We start from the raw sequence: 21994 nt of genomic DNA on the forward strand, positions 1-21994 counted from the left end.
CGCGCGCCGCAGCCGCCGGTCCGGCGAAGTGACCGCGCCCCTGAAGCCCCGACCCAGCCCCGGACGCGCCCGGGCGGAGCACGAAGCGGAATAGCGCCGTACCGTCCGCCGCCAACGTCCACCGCACCCGCGTCCCGGTGCCGGCGGGCGTCAGTCGGCCGACGGCTCCGGCTCGCCCGCGACGACCAGCCCGAGGTGCTCGGCGACCTCCGCGCGCGCCTGTCCGGACAGGCCGGAATCGGTCACCAGCGTGTCCACCTGATCCAGCGCCGCGAACGAACTCAGGCCCACGACACCCCACTTGGTGTGGTCAGCGACCACCACGACACGCCGTGCCGACTGCACGAGACGCCGGTTCGTCTCCGCCTCCGCGAGGTTCGGCGTGGACAGGCCGGCCTCCGCCGATATCCCGTGCACCCCCAGGAACAGCACGTCGAAGTGGAGCGTCGCGATCGCCTGGTCGGCCACCGGGCCCACCAGCGAGTCGGACGGCGTGCGCACACCGCCGGTGAGCACCACCGTCGCCGCGCCCTGCCGCGCCCCGGAGGTGCGCTGCGCGACGTGGAACACGTCGGCCACCCGCACCGAGTTGGTGACCACCGTCAGGTCCGGCACGTCCACCAGCCGGTGCGCCAGCGCGTACGTCGTCGTACCGCCCGACAGGGCGATCGCGGCGCCCGGCGCGACCAGCTCCGCGGCGGCCCGCGCGATGTCCTCCTTGGCGGTCGGCTCCAGACCCGACTTGGCCTCGAACCCCGGCTCGTGGGTGCTCGCCTCGGCCACCGGGACCGCGCCCCCGTGCACCTTCTCCAGCACACCCTGCCGGGACAGCGCGTCGAGGTCGCGGCGGACCGTCATGTCCGACACGCCGAGCTTGCGGGTCAGCTCGTTGACCCGGACCCCGCCCCGGCGGCGCACCTCGTCCAGGATCAGGGCGCGCCGCTGCTCCGCGAGGAGGTTCGGATTCTCGCTCACGTACGCTTCGGTCCTTTCGCCGCACAACCGCCCGACACGCCGACGCACTCGCTCCGATGAGGACTTCTCCCCGCACCCGTGCGCGGACGTCCCATCCTCGCACGCCCCACCGCGGCCCGCGCCACCGCCCGGCACGGCGGCACCGGTCACACGGATCGGGGAGATTCCGTGCCGAGGGGTGCGGGACGCCCGCGGAACGGAGATCCTGGTGCCCGCACGGACACGGCCGACGGCGCGTCACGGGGGTGCCGACAGTGGAGCAGACGCAGGAAGGGCCCGGGAGCGGCGGGACGGACGCGAGAAGCGGCACCGCTCTGGAACTCCTGGTGCACGGAGTGGGCGGTACGTCGCCCGCCGAGATGCTGGACGACCCGCGGACCGTCCGGATCACCGGCGACCACGTCGCGGCCGTCTTTCGGCGCGCCGAGGACGCCGACGCCGAGTCCCGGCCCGCCGACTACCGGGGCCGCCCGGTGCCCGAGGCCTACGTCTGGTGCAACCTCACCTCCGGCAACGGCACCCGCGCCCTGTGGCTGCTGCTCCTGCCCTTCATGGTCGTCAACATCGCCCACTGGATGCGGCCCGCCGCCGACGGCCGCGTCCGCACGGTCCGCCTCTACGGGCTGCTGGTGCGGCTCGCCGGCCTCACCCTCACCGTGCTCCTCGTCGCCGCCGCCTGCGAGGTCGCGCTCGACCTCGTCGCCTGGCAGTGCGCCGGCACGCGCGCGTGCGCCGAGCGGCACTCCTGGCTGGGCTTCCTGTCACCGGCGACGTCGGAGGGCGGCTGGTGGACCCTGCCCGGCCGCAGGCTCGCGCTCGCGGCAGCGGTGCCCGCCGCGCTGACCGGGCTGCTGTGGTACCTGTCGCTGCGCACCTGGCGGGCCTACGAGTCCCAGCAGCCGATGGACCGCGAGCCCGACCCCGAGGACCACTCCCGCCGCGCCGCGCTCGGCCGCCCCGGATTCTGGTACGGACGCCGCCTGGTGGCCCGGCTGCGTGCCGCGCACACCGCCGCCGGACTGCTGACCGTCGCCGTGGCGGTCGTCCTGCCCGCGGCCCGCTTCGACCGGCGCCCGGGCGGCCCCGCGTCGCTCGACACGCTGGGGTGGGCGCTGGTGGGCGCGCTGGCCGCGGCGGCGGTCGCCGTGGTCGCGGTGGTGTGCCGCCGGGGCCGCAGCGAGCGGCACGTGGACCGGCGGCTCGACGAGCACCTCGTACGCCTCCTGCCGCTCGCCGCCCTCCTCCTGTTCGTCCTCGCCCTGCTGTACGGCGGCTGGGCCCGCCCCGGGTGGACGTCGGACGGCCGGCTGTCCGGGGACGCTGCTTTCGGCGGCATCGCCCTGGTGCAGGGCCTGCTGGTGATCGCGCTGGCCGTGGTCGCCCGCCTGCTCCATCGCGCCCGCCCCGACGCCCGCGCCGCGATCGGGGGCCTCGGCGGTCCCGCCGTCGCCATGCTGGCCTGCGCGCTGGGCGGTGTCATGTCCGGCGGCGTCTCCCAGCGCGTCTCCGACTGGATGGACGGCACCGGCACCTTCCTCGACGGCCCGCCGGTCCTGCTCACCTGGCAGGCGTCCGTCATCCCGCCGCTGCTCGTCGTCGTCCTGCTGATGTGCGCCGTGCTCGCCCGGCACACCCTGCGGCTGGCCCGCGCGGAACGGGACGCCGTGGAACGCGATCACCCGGGGGAGAGCGGAGACCCGGGGCGCACCCGGCGCATCGCCCTCACCCGCGCCACCGCCACGCTCACCGACCTGGCTCCCGTCCTCGTCGCCGTCACCTCCGCCGCCACCCTGCTGCTCGGCGCCGGGGCCCTGGTGGGTGCCCTGACGACCGGGAAGGTGCCCGGCGAGGCCGCGCGCGGAACGTACGCCGTCGTGCAGGGGGCCGCCCAGACCGCGCAGGAGCTGGGCTCCTGGCTGATCGGCCTCGGCTTCATACTGTTCGTCACCTGGGGCAGGCGCGCCTACAAGGACGCCTCCGCGCGGCGCACCATCGGCATCCTGTGGGACGTCGGCACCTTCTGGCCGCGCGCGGCGCATCCCTTCGCGCCGCCCTGCTACGCCGAGCGCGCGGTGCCCGACCTCACCTGGCGGATGGCGACCTGGACCCGCGCCACCGGCGGGCGGCTCGTCATCTCCGGCCACTCGCAGGGCAGCGTCCTGGCCGCCGCCGCGTCCTGGCAGCTGGAACCGTCCGCCCGCAGCCGCGTCGCGCTGCTCACCTACGGCTCCCCGCTGGAGCGGCTGTACGGCCGCTGGTTCCCGGCCCACTTCGGGCCGGACGCGCTCGCCTCGCTGCACCAGGAGGTCGACTGCTGGCGCAACCTGTACCGGCGCACCGACCCCATCGGCGGCCCGGTGCGGCTGCCGGGCGACGCGGGCCCCGCCGTGGACCGCGCCCCCCTCAAGGACCCGCTCACCTACGGCCGGACCGAACTGCACCCGCTGCCCGCGCCGATCCTCGGCCACTCCGACTACCAGGCCGACCCGGCCTTCGTCGAGGAACGGCGGCGGCTGCTGGCCCGGCTGCGACCGGAGGTGCCGGCACCGCGCCACACCGGCGGCGCGGCCCCGCCCGTCCCGGCCGCGGACGACGCGACGGAAACCTGCTGAGGCCCGCCCCGGCCGGCCCCAGCCCGCCCCGGCCGCCCCGGCCGGCCGCGGTCCCCTACGGCAGCTCGGGCAGGTCCTCGGGGTACAGCAGGGTCAGGTCGTCGGTGCTCGGGTCGGACAGCTGGGCGACCCGGCTCGCGTGACGCTCCACCATCGCCTCGAAGGTCTGCCGGGCGGTGCGGCCGTTGCCGAACGCCGGGCCCTTGGGGATCTTCGTGAAGTACGCCGTCAGCGCCTCGGGCGTGCCCGGCCCCAGCCGGTACTCGTGCTCGTCGGCCTGCTGCTCCACGATCCGCAGCAGCTCCCCGGGCCCGTAGTCGCCGAAGGTGATGGTGCGTGAGAACCGGGACGCCACACCGGGGTTGACGGACAGGAAGCGCTCCATCTCCGCCGTGTACCCGGCGACGATCACGACGACGGCCTCCCGCTGGTCCTCCATCAGCTTGACCAGGGTGTCGATGGCCTCCTTGCCGAAGTCCCGGCCCGCGTCCTCGGGCGAGAGCGCGTACGCCTCGTCGATGAACAGCACGCCCCCGTGCGCCCGCTGGAACGCCTCCTGGGTGCGGATCGCCGTCGACCCGATGTGCTCGCCCACCAGGTCCACCCGGGACACCTCGACCAGGTGCCCCTTGTCCAGCACCCCGAGGGACGCGAGGATCTCGCCGTACAGCCGGGCGACCGTCGTCTTTCCGGTGCCGGGGGAGCCGGTGAAGACCAGGTGCCGCTTGACCGACGCGGCCTTCAGGCCCGCCCGCTGCCGCCGCCGGCCCACCTCGATCATGTCGGTCAGCGAACGCACCTCGCGCTTGACGCTGTCCAGGCCGACCAGGGCGTCCAGTTCACCCAGGACGGCCTGCGAGGTGCGGGCCGGCTCCGCCGGGGCCGCGGCGGTGATCAGCGGCTCCTGCTCCATGGTGCGCTGACCGGGGATCGAGCCCAGCAGCCCGGGGGACTGGGCCGCCGTCTGCACCACCGGCTCCGGCGCCGCCGACGCCGCCAGGCCGGTGCTCTCGTCGCTGGTGCAGTCCTCGACGAGCGGACCGGAGTCGTACGCCGTGTCGGGGCCGCCCTCCGCGAACTCGTACCCGCCGCGCGCGCACCGCTCCGTGCGGCACTTCCTCAGCGTCGTGCGGCAGCCGTCGATCACGTGGAAGCCGTAGCCCGCGCTGCCGGTGACCCGGCAGCCCAGGAAGCTGCCGCGGCCGCCGGCGGACACGTAGACGCCCGCCTCGGAAGGGGAGTCGACGGTGCAGCGCTCGATGGTGGGGTCGGCGCCCTTGGTGACGATCACACCGGTGCGGTTGCCGTCCAGGGTGCAGTTGTTGAGGGTGCCGCCGCTGCCGTGGTCGCGGAACCAGGCGCCGGTCGCGGCGTCCCGGATGCGGCAGTCGTCGAGCTGCGCGGTGGCGCCGTCGCTCACCGACACCGCGGTGTTGCGCACCTGGGAGAGGTCGCTGTCGACGACGTCCGCGCGCGAACCGCGGTCCAGGACGAACAGCGCGTCCGGCACGTCGTGCACCCGGCAGGAGTCGAGCACCGCGGTGGCGCCGTCGCTGACCCAGACCGCCGGGTAGTCGCCGGTGCTGTCGAAGATCTCGCACTGGTTGGCGTCCACGCGCGTGCCCGGGTCCCACACCGACAGGCCGTTGCGCCCGAACTGACGCACGCTGGTGCGGGTCAGGGTGAGGACCGAGCGAGACCTGAGGTCGACCGCGTTCTCCGGGATGTCGTGGATGCGGCAGTCGGCCAGGGTGAGCACCGCGTCCGTGTCCAGGGTGACGCCGTCCCCGGTGGTCCGGTGCACGTCGCAGTCGGTCAGGTGGGCCGTGGCCCGGCCGGTCACCTGCACGCCGCTGCCCCGGACCTCGTAGACCTCGCAGCCCACGGCCTCCAGGGCGGAGCCCTCGCCGGTCGCCGTCAGTCCGCTGCCCGCGGCGTGGTGCACCCGGCAGCGCTCCAGCCGGGGGTGTGCGCCGGAGCGCACCGCGACGCCCGCCTGGCCGGCCGCGACGACCTCGCACTCCTCGAACACCCCGCCCCCGCCGTCCAGGACGGCGATGCCGACACCGGCCGGATTGTCGACGGTGCAGCGCCGCACCGTGGGACGCGCGCTGCCGCGCACCTCTATCCCGGAGGCGGAACGCGCGACGACGCGCAGGCCCAGCAGCTCCGGTGTGCCGTCCTCGACGAGCACGGCGGGCGCCGCCGCGTCCTGCCCCTCGACGTGCAGGTCCTGGACCACCGCCGAGGCGCGCACGGTCAGCGGGACGCCGTCGGCGGGCGCGATGCGCACCGACCCCTGACCGCCCTCGGGCCCGCGCAGGGTCACCGCCCGCTGGACGACGAGGTTCTCCCGGTAGGTCCCGGGGGCGATGGTGAGGACGTCACCGTCGGCCGCGGCCTCCAGGGCGGCAGCGAGCGATGCGTACTCACCCGTGCGGCGCCGCCACCGCGAGGTGCCGGTGTGCGTCACCTGGACCGTGCCCTGTGCCATGGCGTTGCTGTGCCCCCACCTCGTCGTACGCGGGTCGTCGCCGAATCCGTTCGGCCCGGTCCACCGTAGCGTGCGCGCAGGTGGTGGGTTGACCGGAGGCGCAAGCCCGTCAACTGCCCGCGCCGGTCCGGCCCCAGTCCGGTCCCGCCCGCTCCCATTCCCGCTCCAGGCGGGCGTACCGCCGGCGGACCAGGCGCCAGACCACGATCCGCCGGGCGACCTCCACCGAGGCCGCGGCGGCCACCGCGGTGCCCGTCCCGGCGAGCACCGCGTGGGTGGTCGCGGTCGCGGAGTCCAGCGGACGGGCCACCGCCCGGCCCCGCGCGTCCGTCCACAGCGCGAACCGGTCGCCGCTGTCCGGATCGTCGACGGCCACCAGGACGCCGGCCTCGTGCCGCGAGCCGTCCGGCCCGGTCCAGGCGGCGAGGACACGGCTGCGCACGTCCTCGCCCGAGGCGCCCTCCGGGTCGACGGCCAGGGGTGAACGCTCCAGGGCCCGGACCACGGTGGCCGTCACCCGGTGCCGGGACTCGTGCTGCTCGCGCACCGACCGCTGCAGGGTGCCCTGCGCCGCGCCGCCCACGAGAACGCCGACCAGGGGCGCCACGGACACGATCAGCAGCAGCGCCGCCAGGGCCACCCAGGCCTCGGCCAGATCGCTCGCGCGGCACAGCGGATTGCCCCGCCAGCGCCACAGACCACTGATCACTCGCACGCGCGCACCCCCTTCCGCTCCCCCCCCGTCGAGCAGGTCACCCGGGCCGTGACCGGGCCGGCCGCGGGAGCGTGCCGCCCGTGGCCGGTCGACCCGCCGGCCGAGTCCTCATGAAGCTCTCACGCAGCCCAACGCGCGGACCCCGCACCGGGTTCCCGTCACCGGGCCGTTCGTCCGGAACGAGGAACCCGTCCGGGGCGACGCCGGTGCGTCACCCGACGATCCGCACCGGATCGCCCACCCGGACCGTGCCGCGGCCGAGCGGGACCAGGTTCTGCCCGAAGACCAGCTTGCCGTCGATGCGCCGGTGCCGGGCGAGGCTGTGCAGGGGCTCGGCGCCCCGGGCCGCGGTGCCCTGGTCGGTGGTCGTCACGACGCACCGCCCGCACGGCTTGGCGACCCGCAGGACGACCTCCCCCACGGCGACGCGCGACCAGCCGTCCTCCGCCCAGGGCTCGGTGCCGGAGACGACCAGGTTCGGCCGGAAGCGGTCCATGGGCAGCGGGCCCTCGGCCGCGTGCTCGCCCCGCGCGATCAGGGAGTTGAGGGCGTCGAGCGAGGCGGTGGCGGTCAGCAGCAGCGGGAAGCCGTCCGCGAACGAGACGGTCTCGTCCGCCCGCGCGTACGCGGGGTCCACGGGCCGGCGGGTGGCGGGATCGTCGAGGTGCACCAGGCGCACGTCGGTCCCGAGCAGCGCGCTGCACCAGGCGTGCACGGCCTCGTCCTCGGCGGGCACCGCCTCGACCTTGTCCCGGAAGATCCGCACCGTCACGGTGCCCACCGCGGGCGGCACCGGCACCGTGAGCGGCGCCGTGCCGGGCGCGGACAGCCGTACGCCGCCGCCGGGCAGAAGCTCGGCGGCGGCCAGGGCGAGGCGCGGCTGCGTGCGTTGCGTGACGACCTTTCCCCCGTCGTCGACCAGCATCCAGCGTCGGTCCCCGGCCGGCCCCCAGGGCTCCACGACGGCCTCCTGGAGCGACAGGCTCCGGAAGGCCTTGACCGGATGGACGTGGATCGACTGCAGTCGCGCGTACCTCATGGGGTCATCGTGCCAGGCGGCACCGGTGACCCGGTCGACGGCTCAGTAGCCGCGGTACTGCTGCTGGTTGTACGGATCCTGGTACGGCGCCGGGGCCGGCCGGGGAGCCGCGGGGCGCATCGCCTCGTACCCCGCGGGGCCGGGAGCGGCCGGGCGCGGGTGCTGCGGCTGCTGGGGGCCGGGGTAGCCGCGGGGCGCGGTGGCCTGGTGCGGGATGTACGCGGCGGGGGCCTGCTGCAGCGGGGCGGGCTGCGGGGCCTGCTGCGGGTATCCGTAGGACGGCTGCGAGGGGCCCGCCGGGAGGGCGGGCAGGGCGGACGACAGTGCGGGCAGGTGGCTGCTGCTCGGCATGTCGTACGCGGCGGGGACCCGGATCGGGGCGATCTGCGGTGTGCCCCGTTCGGCCACGAGAGAGTCGTAGATCGGGGTGTCCGGGAAGGAGGCGGAGTAGTAGCCGCCGCCATAAGTGGAGCGGGGGGAGGTCATGGCCATAAGTTAAGCCCACGATGTGCTGGTTGGGGAGACCGATAAGAGGGTTGTTTTCCGTGTCCGCGGTGACCCGGCCACGCCAATGCGAGCGAACTTGGCAAAATAGGGCGTCATGCCGCGCGATTTTGCGGTAAAGGCCAAGCTCCGCAAGGGTTACCGGCGGGTTACCGACGGTTGATCGCGTTTTCCGCGGCACTCCCTCCGCGCGCGGGCGGCACGGAGAATAGGTTGGGCGTCGGAAACTCGAAGAAGCGCCGGGACACGGCCCGGCTCGGTGACACGTGATGGGGGCGGACATGTCAATGTCGAAGGGATCGAACACCCCGGTGCCGACCACGGCACTGCGGGTCGAACTGGGCTGGAGATCCGGCCCCGGCGTACCCGACGCGGACGCCTCCGCCCTGCTCCTGGTGGGCGGAAAGGTCCGCTCCGACGCGGACTTCGTCTTCTACAACCAGCCCTCCCACTCCTCCGGCGCGGTCCGGCACGAGGGCAAGCGCGACGCCGACGGCCGGGTGACCGACAGCCTGCTCGTCGACCTCGCCCGCGTGGAGCCCGCGATCGAGACCGTGATCCTCGCCGCCTCCTCCGACGGCGGAGCGTTCGGGCAGGTGCCCGATCTGTACATCGAGGTCAACGACGCCGCGCGGAACACCGTCGTCGCCCGCTTCGACAACCCGGGCGCGACCGTCGAGACGGCCTTCGTGCTCGGCGAGTTCTACCGGCGGCAGGGCGCCTGGAAGTTCCGCGCCGTCGGTCAGGGCTACGACAGCGGACTCGAGGGACTGGCCACCGACTACGGCATCTCGGTGGACGAACCGCAGCACGCGCCCCCGGCGGCACCGCCCGCGCCGGTGGCCCCGCCCGCTCCGGCGGCCATGACGCGGGCGCCGGCCCCCCTCGCGCCGCCCGCCGCCCCGCCCCCGCCGGCCGCGCCGCCCGCCGGTGCGCAGGTGAGCCTGTCCAAGGTCACGCTCACCAAGGCGGCGCCCGCCGTCTCGCTGACCAAGCAGGGCGGCACCTCCGGTGCCATGCGCGTCAACCTCAACTGGCAGGTGCGCAAGCAGTTCTCGGGCTGGGGCCGCAAGCTCGGCCGCCCGGTCGCCATGCACGACGACCTCGACCTGGACCTGTGCTGCCTGTACGAACTGAGCGACGGCAGCAAGGGAGTCGTCCAGGCACTCGGCAACGCCTTCGGCGCGCTGCACCAGCCGCCGTTCATCCACCTCGACGGCGACGACCGCACCGGCGCCGTGTCGACCGGCGAGAACCTCACCATCAGCCTCGACCACCAGCGGTACTTCCGGCGCATCCTCGTCTTCGTGACCATCTACGAGGGCGCCCGTTCCTTCGCCGACCTGCACGCCACCGTCACCCTCCAGCCGCAGTACGGTGCCGCGGTCGACTTCTCGCTGGACGAGTGCACCGTGCCCTCGACGGTGTGCGCCCTCGCACTGATCACCAACACCGGGAACGACCTCGTCGTCCAGCGCGAGGCCCGCTACCTGGTGCCCGAGCGCGGGGTGAGCCCGCAGCGAACCGTCGACTACGCCTACGGCTGGGGCATGAACTGGACCCCCGGCCGCAAGTGACCGGCCCGGGGCCGGTGCTCAGCCCTCCTCGGGCACGGCGTCCGGGCGGGCGTAGGTGCGGCCCTTCCAGGCCGCGCCCCGCCCCCGGTAGTGCTGCACCGCCGAGTCGACCGTCATCAGCAGATAGAGGAAGGCGGTGAGCGGCAGCAGCGGGGCGAGCCACCAGGGCTGCCGGTAGTAGCGCAGCATCGGCAGGTACGTCGCCGCCATCACCAGCCAGGCGGCGGCGCCCGGCACGGCCGTCGCGCCCCGCCCCGCCGCCAGGCCGAGCACGAGCGCCGCCGGCGGCACCAGGTACACGAGCGCCAGACCGAGCACCGTCGCGGCGAGGACCAGCGGCTGGTGCCGCAGCTGCGCGTACGCGCTGCGCGAGACCATCCGCCACAGGTCGCGCAGCCGCGGGTACGGACGCACACTCTCCACCCGCTCGGCCAGGCCCAGCCAGACCCGGCCGCCGGCACCCTTCACCGCGCGGGCGAGCGCCACGTCGTCGATGACCGCGTGCCGGATGGCGTCCGGGATCCGCGCCCGCTCGGCGGCGTCGGCACGCAGCAGCACACAGCCGCCCGCCGCGGCCGCCGTCCGCGTCCCTTTCTTCCCGGTCCTCCTGTCACTCGCCGCGTTCCTCCCGTCGCCGCCGATCCACCGGAACGGGTAGAGCTGGGCGAAGAAGTAGACGAAGGCCGGCACCACGAGCCGCTCCCACAGGCTCTCCACCCGCAGCCTGGCCATCTGGGAGACGACGTCGAACCCTCCGGTGCCCGCCGCCGCCACCAGCCCGCGCAGACTGTCCGGCGCGTGCGCGATGTCGGCGTCCGTCAGCAGCAGGTACTCGGGTCCACGCGCGCGTGCCAGGCCGATCCCGTGCCGCACCGCCCACAGCTTGCCCGTCCAGCCGGCGGGCGGCTCCCCGGGCGAGGCCACCGTGAGCGGCAGCCCCTGGTGCCGCCGGGCCAGCTCGCGGGCCAGTTCGCCCGTGCCGTCCGTGCTGCCGTCGTCGATGAGGAAGACCTCGGCCCGCCCCGGGTAGTCCTGGGCCAGCAGCGAGGGCAGGCTCGCGGGCAGCACCGCCGCCTCGTCGCGCGCCGGGACGACGACGCACACCGAGGGCCAGACGGCGGGCTCCGTGCGGGCCGGGAGTCTGACGTCGGTGCGCCAGAAGAAGCCACGGGCGAGCAGCAGCCACAGCCAGACGGCGAGGGAGAGGGCTGCCACGACGGTCTCGACGGTCTGGACGGAAGTCCACGCATCGGCGCTCACGTGCGCAGTCTGCCCCACGGCACCGGCCGGTGGCGGGCGCATCGTCTATGGTGGCCGGGTGAAGATCGCGCTCATGGACTCCGGAATCGGTCTGCTGGCGGCCACCGCCGCGGTACGGCGGCTGCGACCGGACGCCGATCTCATCCTCTCCCTCGACCCCGACGGCATGCCCTGGGGACCGCGCACCCCCGAGGACCTGACCGGGCGTGCCCTCGCCGTGGCCGAGGCAGCCGCCGCGCACCGTCCGGACGCCCTGATCGTCGGCTGCAACACCGCCACCGTGCACGCGCTGCCCGCGCTGCGCGCCCGGCTCGAACCCGGCGTGCCCGTGATCGGCACCGTGCCGGCGATCAAGCCCGCGGCGGCGGGCGGCGGACCGGTGGCGATCTGGGCGACGCCCGCCACCACCGGCAGCCCCTACCAGCGCGGCCTGATCGAGAAGTTCGCCGGCGACGCGGCGGTCACCGAGGTGCCCTGCCTGGGCCTCGCGGACGCCGTCGAGCACGCGGACGAGGCGGCCATCGCCGGGGCCGTCGCCGCCGCGGCCGCCCTCACCCCCGACGACGTGACGACCGTCGTCCTGGGCTGCACCCACTACGAGCTGGTCGCCGAGCGCATCCGCGCCGCCGTGCAGCGCCCCGGCGCCCCGCGCCTCGTCCTGCACGGCTCCGCCGGGGCGGTGGCCGCCCAGGCGCTGCGCCGGATCGGCGCCCGGCCCGACCCCGGCGCCCCCGCGGAGGGCACCCTGACGGTGCTCCTCAGCGGACGCGAGGGAGCGCTGCCCGCGCCCGCGCTGGCCTACGACGAGGGCAGGCTCCTGCGCACGGTCACACCGGCCGGCTGACCGGCCCGTCCGCCCGGTCGGCCCAGTCACCCTGTGCGACGAGGTACCCGCGCAGCGAAACCTGAGTAGTCTCATAGCCATGAGGCATCGCCCCGGCGAGATCGTCCCCCAGCCGAACGTCTGGACCGGCCGTGCCACCAACCGCGTCCAGTGGTTCCTGGCGCTCATCGGCGTCGCCAGCGTGGCGCTCGGCATCGCCCTGGCCGTCGAGTCCGCCTGGGAGTCCGGCGTCGCCCCGCTCGCCATGGCCGTAGTGGGCTGCATCGCGGCGGGACTGCTGGTGCTCTTCGGCACGCTCGCGTTCGTGCACGTCGCGCTCAGAGTCGACGACGACTGCCTCGAAGTGCGCTGCGGCCACATCGGCGTCCCCCGCCGCCGCATCCCCCTCTCGCACGTCGCCGGTGCCGAGTTCGCGCCGCACGTCACCCCGCGCCACTGGGGCGGCTGGGGCTACCGCTGGCGCCCGGAGCGGGGCACCGCCGTGGTCGTCCGGCGCGGGGAGGGGCTGGTCCTGCGGCTGTGGGACGGCCACACCTTCACGATCACCGTCGACGACGCGGAGGCGGCCGTCCAGGTCATCAAGGACCGCCTCCGCCCGAAAGCACCGGGCCCGGCACACTGACCCACCGGGCGCCCGAGCCGTCGGCGCGCGGGCGGAGCGGACGCCGCGGCACCGGCGGCCCACAGCCCCCGACCTCCCCGGACCGTCCTGTCCGGGGCCCGCGCACCCGCCGTACACTCCGGTGGGTGACAGCCACCGCAACCTCCGTCGGCGAGTCGGACCGTACGCAGCCGCAGACCACGCCCGCTTCCCGGGCCGTCGCGCGCCTCCTGCGTCTCCTGCCGGCCGTCGTCGCCGCACTCTCCGGGGTGCTGCTCTACGTCAGCTTCCCGCCGCGCACCCTGTGGTGGCTCGCGCTGCCCGCCTTCGCCGCCCTCGGCCTGTTGCTGCACGGGCGCGGCTGGAAGGCGGGCCTCGGCCTCGGCTACCTCTTCGGGCTCGGTTTCCTGCTTCCCCTGCTGGTGTGGACCGGCGTGGAGGTCGGCCCCGGCCCCTGGCTCGCCCTGGTCGCGATCGAGGCGCTCTTCGTCGCGGCGGTCGGCGCCGGCGTGGCCGCGGTGTCGAAGCTGCCCGGATGGCCGGTGTGGGCGGCGGCACTGTGGACCGCGGGGGAGGCGGCACGCGCGCGTGCTCCGTTCGAGGGCTTCCCCTGGGGCAAGATCGCGTTCGGCCAGGCGGACGGCGTCTTCCTGCCGCTCGCCGCGCTCGGCGGCACACCGGTGCTCGGCTTCGCGGTCGTCCTGTGCGGCTTCGGTCTCGGTGAGGCCGTGCGCCTGGCCGTCCGGGCCCGCCGCGGGGACGAGGTACGGCGCGGTGCCGCGGCGGTGGCGCTGCTCGGCATGGCCGTACCCGTCGCGGCGGCCGTGGCCGCCCGGCCGCTGGTCAGCGACAAGGCGGAGGACGGCACCGCCACCGTCGCCGTGATCCAGGGCAACGTGCCGCGCGCGGGCCTCGGCTTCAACGCCCAGCGCCGTGCCGTACTCGACTACCACGCGCGGGAAACCCTGCGTCTGGCCGCCGACGTGAAGGCGGGGAAGGCGGCCCGTCCCGACTTCGTGCTCTGGCCGGAGAACTCCTCGGACATCGACCCCTTCGCCAACGCCGACGCCCGCGGGATCATCGACCGGGCCGCCAAGGCGATCGGCGCGCCCATCTCGGTCGGCGGCGTCGTGGACCGCGACGGCAAGCTGCTCAACGAGCAGATCCTGTGGGACCCGGACAAGGGCCCCGTCGACACCTACGACAAGCGGCAGATCCAGCCCTTCGGCGAGTACCTGCCGCTGCGCTCGCTCATCGGGGCGATCAACGAGACGTGGACCAGCATGGTCAGCCGGGACTTCAGCCGGGGCACCGAGCCCGGCGTGTTCACCATGGCCGGCACCAAGGTCGGCCTGGTGACCTGCTACGAGGCCGCCTTCGACTGGGCCGTGCGCTCCGAGGTCACGGACGGCGCCCGGATGATCTCCGTGCCCAGCAACAACGCCACCTTCGACCGCAGCGAGATGACCTACCAGCAGCTCGCCATGTCCCGGATCCGCGCGGTCGAGCACAGCCGGACCGTCACCGTCCCGGTGACCAGCGGCGTCAGCGCGATCATCATGCCGGACGGCAGGATCACCCAGAAGACCGGCATGTTCGTGGCGGACTCCCTGGTCCAGGAGGTGCCCCTGCGCTCCTCCGAGACGCCCGCCACCCGGCTCGGCATCGCACCCGAGATCGCCCTGGTGCTGCTCGCGGCCGGCGGGGTCGGCTGGGCCGTCGGCGCCGGTGTGCGCGGCCGACGCGCCCGCGCCGTGTAGCGGTACGCCCGCCGCACGCCCCGGTGCACGGGCGGGAGCGGCCGGGGCACCCCCGTTAGGGTCGGGCCCATGAGTACTCCCGATTTCATCCGCGACCTGCGCGCCTCGGCCGGGCACCAGCTCCTGTGGCTCCCCGGAGTCACCGCCGTCGTCCTCGACGACGAGGGCAGGGTGCTGCTCGGCCGCCGGTCCGACAACGGGCGCTGGTCCCTGATCGGAGGCATCCCGGAGCCGGGCGAGCAGCCCGCCGCCTGCGCCGTGCGCGAGGTCGAGGAGGAGACCGCCGTCCGGTGCGTCGTCGAGCGGCTGGTCCTCGTCCAGGCACTGAAGCCGGTCACCTACGACAACGGCGACGTCTGCCAGTTCATGGACATCACCTTCCGCTGCCGGGCCGTGGGCGGCGAGGCCCGGGTCAACGACGACGAGTCGCTGGAGGTCGGCTGGTTCGCGGTGGACGCGCTGCCGGACATCGGGGAGTTCGGGCAGGCCCGGGTCAAGCAGGCCCTGTCCGACGCCCCCGCGTGGTTCGACCCCGCCGCTTCCCTCTGAGGCACGGGGCGCGCCCACCCGGGGGCGACGCCCCGCGCCGGCTGCTCAGGCGCAGGTGACCCGCAGGTCCGCCCAGTCCGCGTGGTCGTAGTCGACACCGTCCCCGGCGTCCGTGACCACCAGGCGGACCACGTCCGCCCCGGAGACGTCGGCGAAGACCGGGAGCGTCGGATCGGCGTGGGTCACCGTGCCCGTCGACGCGGCCCGGGTCCCGTCGGCCCAGACCTCGAAGGCCACGCTGCCCCGGTCGCCCGACTCGTCGTCCACACCGACCTGCGCGGTCACCTCGCTGCACGCGCCGCCGAGGTAGTACTCCACGCTGCTCGGCGCGTGGACGCCGAGGCCCTTGGCGAACTCCTGGCCGCCCACGGTGATCGGCCCACCGTCGCCGGCCTGGCTCTCGCCCACGCTCCGGTCCCGCTCGACGGGGCCCCAGCCGTTGGAGGAGCTGAGCGGACCCGCGTCCGACAGGGCGGTCCGGCCCGCGGGCAGCGGCACGCCGACGCGCACCGTCACCGGCACCGCCGAGGTGACCCAGGCGCCGGAACGCGTGCGGTGCCTCGCCGTGAGCGTCAGGTCCCGGTCGCCCGCGGAGGTGCCCGCGGGAACCGTGACGTCCCAGTCCGTCGCCAGGGTCCCGCCCGGTTCGAGGGCACGCGCCGAAGCGGCGGACCTGGGGGTGATGCGCCAGCCCTCGGGACCGGTCAGGGCGACCCGCACCGAGTGGGCCGCGCTGCCGCCCAGGTCGGTGACCTCGGAGGTGATCCGCTCGGTGCGCCCGGCCTCGGTCACGGTGTCACCGTCCGCGCTCACGTCCACGGCGGGCGGGTACTGCGCCCACCTCCTGTCGGCCGCCACCCGCACCAGCACCGTGCCGTGCGCGGGGACGGTCGCGGCGATCGTGCCCGTCGTGCCGGCGTCGCTGTGCTTCCACAGGTCCCGCATCGCGTACCCGCGCGCCTGCGGCAGGCCGACGGCCCGCGCGGTCGTCTCGATCCGCTGCGCGCGGGAGCCCTCGTTGAACAGCGCGACCGCGCGGCCGCCGTCCGCCAGCTCCTTCGACACGACCCACCGGCCGCCCTCCGAGGAGACGACCTCGCCCTGCCTGCCCAGCGGGTCCTGGTCGACGGCGATCACCTCGTCGTTGGTGAGGATGTCGAACGCCGACTCGGGCGCCGTGCGCAGGTCGGAGCCGATCAGCAGCGGCGCCGCCATGACCGACCACATGGAGAAGTGCGTACGGTACTCGGTGTCCGTCATGCCCCCGTTGCCGACCTCCAGCATGTCGGGGTCGTTCCATCCGCCGGGGTGCGCGTACGGGGCGAGTGCGAGGTTCGCCTTCATGATCGAGGACATCGAGCTCCAGCTGTCGCTGATGTCACCGGTGGTGCGCCAGAGCTGGCCCAGCTCGCCGGCCCACTCCCACGGCTTGTTCTGTCCCCACTCGCAGATGCTGTAGACGATCGGCCGGCCGGTCGCCGCGAGCGCGTCCCGCATGGTGGTGTAGCGCTGCTTCGCGTCGACACCCTGGTTGTTGCAGTTGTCGTACTTGAGGTAGTCGACGCCCCAGTCGGCGAACTGCCGCGCGTCGCCGTACTCGTGGCCGAGGGCGCCGGGGAAGCCGATGTCGCTGCACGTCTTGGTGCCGGCGCTGGTGTAGATGCCGAACTTCAGGCCCTTGGAGTGGACGTAGTCGGCGACGGCCCCGATGCCGTTGGGGAAGCGCTCGGGGTCGGGCACCAGGCGGCCGTCGGCGTCGCGTTCCGGCAGCGCCCAGCAGTCGTCCAGGTTGACGTACTCGTAGCCGGCGTCCTTCAGGCCGCGCTCCACGAAGAGGTCGGCGATGCCCTTGACCATCGACTCGTCGAACTCGTCGCGGCAGTGCGTGGAGTTCCAGTTGTTGAAGCCCATCGGCGGGGTGAGGGCCAGTCCCTCGTGACCGGAGGCCGCCAAGGACCTCACGGGCGCCGGGGCCGGGACCGCGGGCGCGGCCTGTGCGTTCACCCCCAGGCCCGCGGCGGCGATCAGTCCGGCGGCCACCACGGCCAGGGCTCTGCGGCCGGTGACGCGCGGTTCACGCATGGCAAGGTGACGCATCGTTCCACTCCTCCGCTGTTCGTCGGAAGCGGTGCGCGGGGAGACACGCATCGTCAACGCGCGCTCACAGTAGGGGCGTTGGGGTCTGAGGGAAAGAGGGCGTTCATGGTGGATTCTGTGCTCTCTCCCGGGTGCCGGGATGCGCGGATCTTGACGCGGTGCTCCGCCCTCCCCGAGCATCGGGCCGAGAGTCCTGCGTGATCCGAGGCGCCGTGACCGCCGGGCGTCAGGCTCCGCGAAGTGGGCGCCGGGACGCACGGACCGCGACCGAAGGGGCGGGGATGGCGACGGACGGCACCGGCGACACGCCCACCGCACTGCCGGTGCGCACCCTCGGGCGCAGCGGCGTACCCGTCACCGCCCTCGGTTTCGGTGCCGCCGCCGTCGCCGGACTCTACGAGGAGGTGGGGGAGGAGCAGGCGGCGGCGACCCTGGAGGCGGCCTGGGACGCGGGCATCCGCTACTTCGACACCGCCCCGCACTACGGCCTGGGCCTGTCGGAACGCCGACTGGGCGCGGCCCTGCGGAGCAGGCCGCGGGACGCCTACACCCTGTCCACCAAGGTCGGCCGCCTGCTCGAACCGTACGACGGCGGTGGCGACGACCTGGCGAACGGATTCGCCGTACCCGCCACCCACCGGCGCCGCTGGGACTTCAGCGCCGACGGAGTACGCCGCTCCCTGGAGGCCAGCCTGACCCGGCTCGGTCTCGACCGCGTGGACCTCGTGCTGCTGCACGACCCCGACGACCACGAGCGGCAGGCCTTCGACGAGGCCTACCCGGCCCTGGAGGACCTCCGCGCCCAAGGCGTCGTCCGGGCCATCGGCGCCGGGATGAACCAGACCCGGATGCTGGCCCGCTTCGTCACGGACACCGACGTCGACGCGGTGCTCTGCGCCGGGCGCTACACGCTGCTCGACCAGGGTGCGCTCCAGGAGCTGCTGCCCGGCGCGGAAACCGCCGGCAAGAGTGTGATCGTCGGGGGAGTGTTCAACTCCGGCCTGCTGGCGGACCCCGCGCCCGGCGCCACGTACGACTACGCGGCGGCGCCCGGCCGGCTCCTGCGCCGCGCCCTGCGCATGCGCGACGCCACCGAGGCACTCGGCGTGCCGCTGCGGGCCGCGGCCCTCCGCTTCCCCTTCGGGCACCCGGCGGTCGCGGCCGTCCTCGTCGGCGCCCGTTCGGCCGCCGAGGCCCGCGACGCCGTCGAGCAGTACCGCCGGTCCGTGCCGGGGGCCGTGTGGGAGGCACTGCGCGAGCGGGACCTGCTGCCGCCCGGCGCGCCCACTCCCGGATCCGCCGGATGACCGGCACCCGTACCGGGTGACGCCCGGCCGGAGCACCGATGGTGCCCCCGGCGTCCGGGCCCCGGGACGGCCGGAGCTCCGGGCCCCGGGCCGCCCGGCGTTCCGGGCCGCGCGTGACGTGCCCGACCGATCACTGGGCCCGGCGGTGCGCACGTGGCGGTGGTGGTGCGGCTCAGTCCGGTCCGCAGCGGTCGAGTGCCGCACGGACCCGGGCGAGCCCTTCCGTCCGCCAGTGGTCCCGGTCGGGCATCTGGTCGCCCCGGCGCCAGCGCCAGGCCGAGAACAGTGCCCAGTTCAGGGCGCGGCACCGGAGGAGGACCCCGGGGTCTGCCTCCGGGCGGTGCTCCGCCACCGCTTCGGGCGCATGGGCGAGGTCGAACTCGACCGGTCCGCGGCAGCAGGTGGCGAGGTCCACGAAGAGCGGCCCCCGCCTCGTGCTCAGGAGGTTGCCCGGGTGGGGCTCGCCGTGCAGCAGTTGATCGCGGGAGCGGTCGGCACCGAGCGAGGCGCGCAGTCCACCGAGCGTGCCGCTGAGGAACTCCCGGTCTTCGGCGGAGAGTTCGGGTGAGCGCTCGCGGTCGCCCACCTGCTTCAGCGCAGCGGCCACCCGATCGGTGAAGTGGGGTGCGCGCAGATCGATCCGGCGCAGGGCGGCATGGTGCCGCGTCAGGGCGTCCGCGTAGGCGGCCGGTGCGACCTCCGGACCCACCGGCTCGTAGTAGGTCCACAGGGAGACGGCGAAGCCGTCGCGCGTGTGGACGCGCGGCTCCACCCGCGGGTCGAGCCCGGCCACCGGAGCGTCGACGCCGGCCAGCCGGCGGGCGATCTCCACCTCGAACTCGGAGTCGGCCCGCTGCACCGCGGGCGCGACCCTGGCCAGCACGTCGCAGGGGAGCAGGCGCAGCGCGACCCGGTCCGAGTCGTGGACCACGCTCACCTCGTCGGCACGAAGCCCCAGCGCCGTGGCGGTCGCTCGTCCCGCCGCGACCGCGCGACGCAGTTCGGACGGCTTCATACGCTGCTCCTCCGTGTTCTCCGCCTTCTCCGCCTTCTTCGTGCTCTCCGTCGTTCCGTTGATCTCCGCCGTCGTCGGGCAGTGCGCCGGGAAGGCCGCCGGCGACGCCCGTGACGTCGCCGAAGCGTACGCCGGGCGGTCCGTCACGCCACCGCGCCGCCGGGTGCCGTCGCCGCGCCGGCCGGCGGTGCGGTGCTCTGCCGGACCACGAGATGGGTCGCCAGCTCGATGCGCCGGCCGGCCCCGCGGGGGTCTTCCCGCCGGAAGAGCATGCGGGTGGCTTCCTCGGCCATGTGCCGCAGCGGTTGGTGCACGGTGGTCAGCGGCGGGCTCGACCACTGGGCGAGCGGCACGTCGTCGTAGCCGACGACCGAGAGGTCCTGAGGGACCCTCAGCCCTCTGACCCGGGCCGCCTCCAGCACGCCGAGAGCCTGGAGGTCGCTGCCCGCGAACACGGCCGTCGGCCGGTCGGGCCCGGCGAGCAGGTCCATGCCGTGCTCGAAGCCGCTCTCCACGCTGTAGTCGCCGTAGCGGACCAGGGCCGGGTCGATGGGCAGGCCCGCCATGGTCATCGCCGAGCGGTAGCCGTCGAGGCGGGCCAGCGAGCACAGCATGTCCTCGAAACCGGTGATGATCGCGACGCGCCGGTGCCCGTGGTCGGTGAGATGGCGGGTGGCCGCCAGGCCCCCGGCCCAGTTGGCGGAGCCGACGGACGGGACGTCGGGGTCGGGGTCGCCGGCCGGGTCGACGATGACGAACGGGATGTCCCAGGACCGCAGCCGGTGCTTGACCTCGGCGGGGAGCGAGGAGAAAACCAGCACGACACCGAGCGGCCTGCGCCCGAGCACCCCCTCGATCCAGTCCGAAGCAGGAGCGTGCCGGGTGCCGCTGCGGGTGAGCACGACCTCGGTCCGGTTGGCCTTGGCGACCTCCTCCACGCCGCGGACCAGCTCCATCGCCCAGACGCTGTCCAGCTCGTGGAAAACGAGTTCGACCAGCGGCGAACGCGGCGGGGTCGCGCTCCGGCGCCGGTAACCGTGCACCTCGAGGAGCCGCTCCACCTTGGCCCGGGTGGAGCGGGAGACATCCGAACGACCGTTGAGGACCTTCGAAACTGTCGGGGGCGAGACTCCCGCCTCTTTCGCCACCTCGGCCAGGGTCACCCTGGCGCTCACCTCAACTTCCTCGTGCATGCAGGAAGGATAGGGCATGCGGTCGATAACGTTTTGAGACGGCGGACGCACGGCCATTGACCGGAAATCCGGTCGCACTTTACTGTCCGACCAGCATGGACTTTCGGTGATGGTGCCGAAACTTTCGAAAGGCGAACGATGAAGACACGTGCGCGCTTGCCCAGACTGGTCGCCACCGGCGCGACGCTCGCCCTGGCGCTGAGCCTGTCGGCCTGCGGTGACGGGAACGGCGGGGCGTCGTCGGACGACGGCAAGATCCATGTCCTGGTCTACGGGGACGCCAGCAACAAGGTCGAAGAGCAGATCGTCAAGACCTTCAACGAGACGTCCGACGTCAAGGCGGTGCTCGACACCATCCCCGGTGCCGACTACCAGACCAAGCTCCAGACGATCATCAACACCCCGCAGGCTCCGGACGTCTTCTTCAACTGGGGCGGCGGCAGCATCAAGCCGTTCGTCAAGGCGGACCTGCTGCTTCCGCTGGACGACTTCATCAAGAAGAACCCGGACCTGGAGAAGAAGTTCCTGCCGTCCGTCTTCGAGAGTGCCGTCGTCGACGGCAAGCCGTACGGCGTCCCGATGCGCGGCACCCAGCCGGTGCTGCTGTTCCACAACAAGAAGGTCCTCGACGACGCGGGCGTCCAGCCGCCGAAGACCTGGGACGAGCTGCTCGACGCGGTGGGCAAGCTCAAGGACGCGGGCGTCACGCCGATCGCGCTCGGCGGCGGCGACGTATGGCCCACCCAGATGTGGTTCCAGTACCTCTACGACCGCATAGCCGGACCGGAGCTGTTCGCGAAGGCCGTCGGCGGCGACAAGAGCGCCTGGGAGAGCGCGGAGAGCAGGAAGGCCCTGGACATGATCAAGGAGCTGGTCGACTCGGGCGCCTTCGGCAAGAACTACGACTCCGTCAAGTACACCAACGGCGGCTCGGTCCAGCTGGTGGCCTCCGGCAAGGCCGGCTTCGAGCTGATGGGTTCCTGGTACTACTCCCAGCAGCTCACGGACCACAAGGAGTTCGCCGAGAAGGACCTCGGCTACACCGCCTTCCCGACCGTCGCGGGCGGCAAGGGCGACCCGGCCGACGTGGCCGGCAACACCAACAACTACTACTCGGTGATGAAGAAGACCAAGCACCCCGAGGCGGTCGCCGAGTTCCTGAAGCTCATGTACTCCGACGACTTCGTCAAGGCGCAGCTGGACATCGGCAACCTGCCGACCACGACGAACACCGACAAGTTCATCGACGGCTCGGGCACCCCCGAGTACTCGCGCTTCCAGTACGACCTGGTCTCCGACGCCCCGTCCTTCCAGCTCTCCTGGGACCAGGCGTACCCGCAGAAGGCCAGCTCGGACATGCACAAGGCCATCCAGCAGTTCTTCAACGGACAGCTCGACGCGGACGGCTTCATCAAGGCCATGCAGGCCCTCCCGACCGAGTGACGAACGGCT

17 protein-coding genes and 1 pseudogene are annotated in these 21994 nt (G+C 74.0%); 8 read left to right on the forward strand and 10 right to left on the reverse strand.

Going from position 1 to position 21994, the window contains the following annotated elements:
* Window positions 1-3: 3 nt before the first annotated feature.
* Window positions 4-157 (reverse strand): annotated as a pseudogene (locus tag ACIBCJ_RS27900) (SRPBCC family protein); the annotation flags it as partial.
* On the reverse strand, window positions 151-975 hold the full coding sequence (locus ACIBCJ_RS27905; protein WP_362096077.1) for a DeoR/GlpR family DNA-binding transcription regulator: 825 nt from the start codon (window positions 973-975) through the stop codon (window positions 151-153). The pseudogene ACIBCJ_RS27900 and the gene ACIBCJ_RS27905, both read right to left, overlap by 7 nt.
* A gap of 254 nt (window positions 976-1229) precedes the next feature.
* Between ACIBCJ_RS27905 and ACIBCJ_RS27910 the strand changes: the two genes are divergently transcribed.
* Complete coding sequence (locus ACIBCJ_RS27910) at window positions 1230-3587, forward strand: hypothetical protein (RefSeq protein ID WP_365979812.1); 2358 nt, start codon at window positions 1230-1232, stop codon at window positions 3585-3587.
* A 55-nt stretch (window positions 3588-3642) separates the two neighbouring features.
* On the opposite strand, the gene ACIBCJ_RS27915 is transcribed toward ACIBCJ_RS27910, so the two are convergent.
* From ACIBCJ_RS27915 to ACIBCJ_RS27930, 4 genes are all read right to left on the reverse strand, one after another.
* Entirely contained in the window at window positions 3643-6081 is a 2439-nt protein-coding gene (locus tag ACIBCJ_RS27915) for a right-handed parallel beta-helix repeat-containing protein (RefSeq protein ID WP_365979813.1), read from the reverse strand.
* A gap of 109 nt (window positions 6082-6190) precedes the next feature.
* Complete coding sequence (locus ACIBCJ_RS27920) at window positions 6191-6796, reverse strand: hypothetical protein (protein ID WP_362510390.1); 606 nt, start codon at window positions 6794-6796, stop codon at window positions 6191-6193.
* Window positions 6797-7007: 211 nt separating this feature from the next.
* Window positions 7008-7835, reverse strand: coding sequence for an MOSC N-terminal beta barrel domain-containing protein (locus ACIBCJ_RS27925; protein ID WP_365979814.1), 828 nt, complete (start codon window positions 7833-7835; stop codon window positions 7008-7010).
* 42 nt (window positions 7836-7877) lie between these two features.
* Window positions 7878-8321, reverse strand: a complete 444-nt coding sequence (locus ACIBCJ_RS27930) for a DUF6643 family protein (protein WP_362096064.1) — start codon at window positions 8319-8321, stop codon at window positions 7878-7880.
* A gap of 305 nt (window positions 8322-8626) precedes the next feature.
* Between ACIBCJ_RS27930 and ACIBCJ_RS27935 the strand changes: the two genes are divergently transcribed.
* A complete protein-coding gene (locus ACIBCJ_RS27935; protein ID WP_365979815.1) occupies window positions 8627-9916 on the forward strand; it encodes a TerD family protein in 1290 nt (429 codons plus the stop codon).
* Window positions 9917-9934: 18 nt separating this feature from the next.
* Here ACIBCJ_RS27935 and ACIBCJ_RS27940 read toward each other — a convergent pair whose 3' ends face one another.
* Complete coding sequence (locus tag ACIBCJ_RS27940; protein WP_362096061.1) at window positions 9935-11194, reverse strand: glycosyltransferase; 1260 nt, start codon at window positions 11192-11194, stop codon at window positions 9935-9937.
* Window positions 11195-11234: 40 nt separating this feature from the next.
* On the opposite strand from ACIBCJ_RS27940, the gene ACIBCJ_RS27945 reads away from it, so the two are divergent.
* The 4 genes from ACIBCJ_RS27945 (at window position 11235) to ACIBCJ_RS27960 (ending at window position 14930) form a co-directional block, all read left to right on the forward strand.
* Window positions 11235-12020 carry an aspartate/glutamate racemase family protein gene (locus ACIBCJ_RS27945; protein WP_365979816.1) on the forward strand — a complete coding sequence of 262 codons (786 nt, stop codon included), beginning with the start codon at window positions 11235-11237 and terminating at the stop codon, window positions 12018-12020.
* A gap of 79 nt (window positions 12021-12099) precedes the next feature.
* Window positions 12100-12642: a hypothetical protein gene (locus ACIBCJ_RS27950; RefSeq protein ID WP_362096055.1), complete on the forward strand. Its 543-nt coding sequence runs from the start codon at window positions 12100-12102 to the stop codon at window positions 12640-12642.
* A gap of 125 nt (window positions 12643-12767) precedes the next feature.
* Window positions 12768-14381, forward strand: a complete 1614-nt coding sequence (gene lnt / locus ACIBCJ_RS27955) for an apolipoprotein N-acyltransferase (protein WP_365979817.1) — start codon at window positions 12768-12770, stop codon at window positions 14379-14381.
* A gap of 69 nt (window positions 14382-14450) precedes the next feature.
* Complete coding sequence (locus ACIBCJ_RS27960; protein ID WP_362096049.1) at window positions 14451-14930, forward strand: NUDIX domain-containing protein; 480 nt, start codon at window positions 14451-14453, stop codon at window positions 14928-14930.
* A gap of 45 nt (window positions 14931-14975) precedes the next feature.
* On the opposite strand, the gene ACIBCJ_RS27965 is transcribed toward ACIBCJ_RS27960, so the two are convergent.
* Window positions 14976-17027, reverse strand: a complete 2052-nt coding sequence (locus ACIBCJ_RS27965) for an NPCBM/NEW2 domain-containing protein (RefSeq protein WP_365979818.1) — start codon at window positions 17025-17027, stop codon at window positions 14976-14978.
* A gap of 281 nt (window positions 17028-17308) precedes the next feature.
* Here ACIBCJ_RS27965 and ACIBCJ_RS27970 point away from each other — a divergent pair, with 281 nt between their 5' ends.
* Window positions 17309-18334, forward strand: coding sequence for an aldo/keto reductase (locus tag ACIBCJ_RS27970; protein WP_365979819.1), 1026 nt, complete (start codon window positions 17309-17311; stop codon window positions 18332-18334).
* Between the two features lie 172 nt (window positions 18335-18506).
* Here the strand turns inward: ACIBCJ_RS27970 and ACIBCJ_RS27975 are convergent, their stop codons facing one another.
* The gene (locus tag ACIBCJ_RS27975) at window positions 18507-19349 is read right to left on the reverse strand and encodes a phosphotransferase (RefSeq protein ID WP_365979820.1); all 843 of its coding nucleotides are present in this window, start codon (window positions 19347-19349) and stop codon (window positions 18507-18509) included.
* Between the two features lie 143 nt (window positions 19350-19492).
* Window positions 19493-20542, reverse strand: a complete 1050-nt coding sequence (locus ACIBCJ_RS27980) for a LacI family DNA-binding transcriptional regulator (protein ID WP_365979821.1) — start codon at window positions 20540-20542, stop codon at window positions 19493-19495.
* A 138-nt stretch (window positions 20543-20680) separates the two neighbouring features.
* Between ACIBCJ_RS27980 and ACIBCJ_RS27985 the strand changes: the two genes are divergently transcribed.
* The gene (locus ACIBCJ_RS27985) at window positions 20681-21985 is read left to right on the forward strand and encodes an extracellular solute-binding protein (protein ID WP_365979822.1); all 1305 of its coding nucleotides are present in this window, start codon (window positions 20681-20683) and stop codon (window positions 21983-21985) included.
* Window positions 21986-21994 lie beyond the last annotated feature (9 nt).

This window comes from Streptomyces sp. NPDC051136, from assembly GCF_044455745.1.
GTDB lineage: Bacteria > Actinomycetota > Actinomycetes > Streptomycetales > Streptomycetaceae > Streptomyces.

Bases quoted from the DNA above. Each gene is read 5' to 3' on its own strand.
- ACIBCJ_RS27935 (WP_365979815.1), top strand. From the start codon at position 8,627: ATGTCGAAGGGATCGAACACCCCGGTGCCGACCACGGCACTGCGGGTC.
- ACIBCJ_RS27950 (WP_362096055.1), top strand. From the start codon at position 12,100: ATGAGGCATCGCCCCGGCGAGATCGTCCCCCAGCCGAACGTCTGGACC.
- ACIBCJ_RS27965 (WP_365979818.1), bottom strand. From the start codon at position 17,027: ATGCGTCACCTTGCCATGCGTGAACCGCGCGTCACCGGCCGCAGAGCC.
- ACIBCJ_RS27985 (WP_365979822.1), top strand. From the start codon at position 20,681: ATGAAGACACGTGCGCGCTTGCCCAGACTGGTCGCCACCGGCGCGACG.
- ACIBCJ_RS27980 (WP_365979821.1), bottom strand. From the start codon at position 20,542: ATGCACGAGGAAGTTGAGGTGAGCGCCAGGGTGACCCTGGCCGAGGTG.
- ACIBCJ_RS27960 (WP_362096049.1), top strand. From the start codon at position 14,451: ATGAGTACTCCCGATTTCATCCGCGACCTGCGCGCCTCGGCCGGGCAC.
- ACIBCJ_RS27915 (WP_365979813.1), bottom strand. From the start codon at position 6,081: ATGGCACAGGGCACGGTCCAGGTGACGCACACCGGCACCTCGCGGTGG.
- ACIBCJ_RS27975 (WP_365979820.1), bottom strand. From the start codon at position 19,349: ATGAAGCCGTCCGAACTGCGTCGCGCGGTCGCGGCGGGACGAGCGACC.
- ACIBCJ_RS27930 (WP_362096064.1), bottom strand. From the start codon at position 8,321: ATGACCTCCCCCCGCTCCACTTATGGCGGCGGCTACTACTCCGCCTCC.
- ACIBCJ_RS27925 (WP_365979814.1), bottom strand. From the start codon at position 7,835: ATGAGGTACGCGCGACTGCAGTCGATCCACGTCCATCCGGTCAAGGCC.
- ACIBCJ_RS27970 (WP_365979819.1), top strand. From the start codon at position 17,309: ATGGCGACGGACGGCACCGGCGACACGCCCACCGCACTGCCGGTGCGC.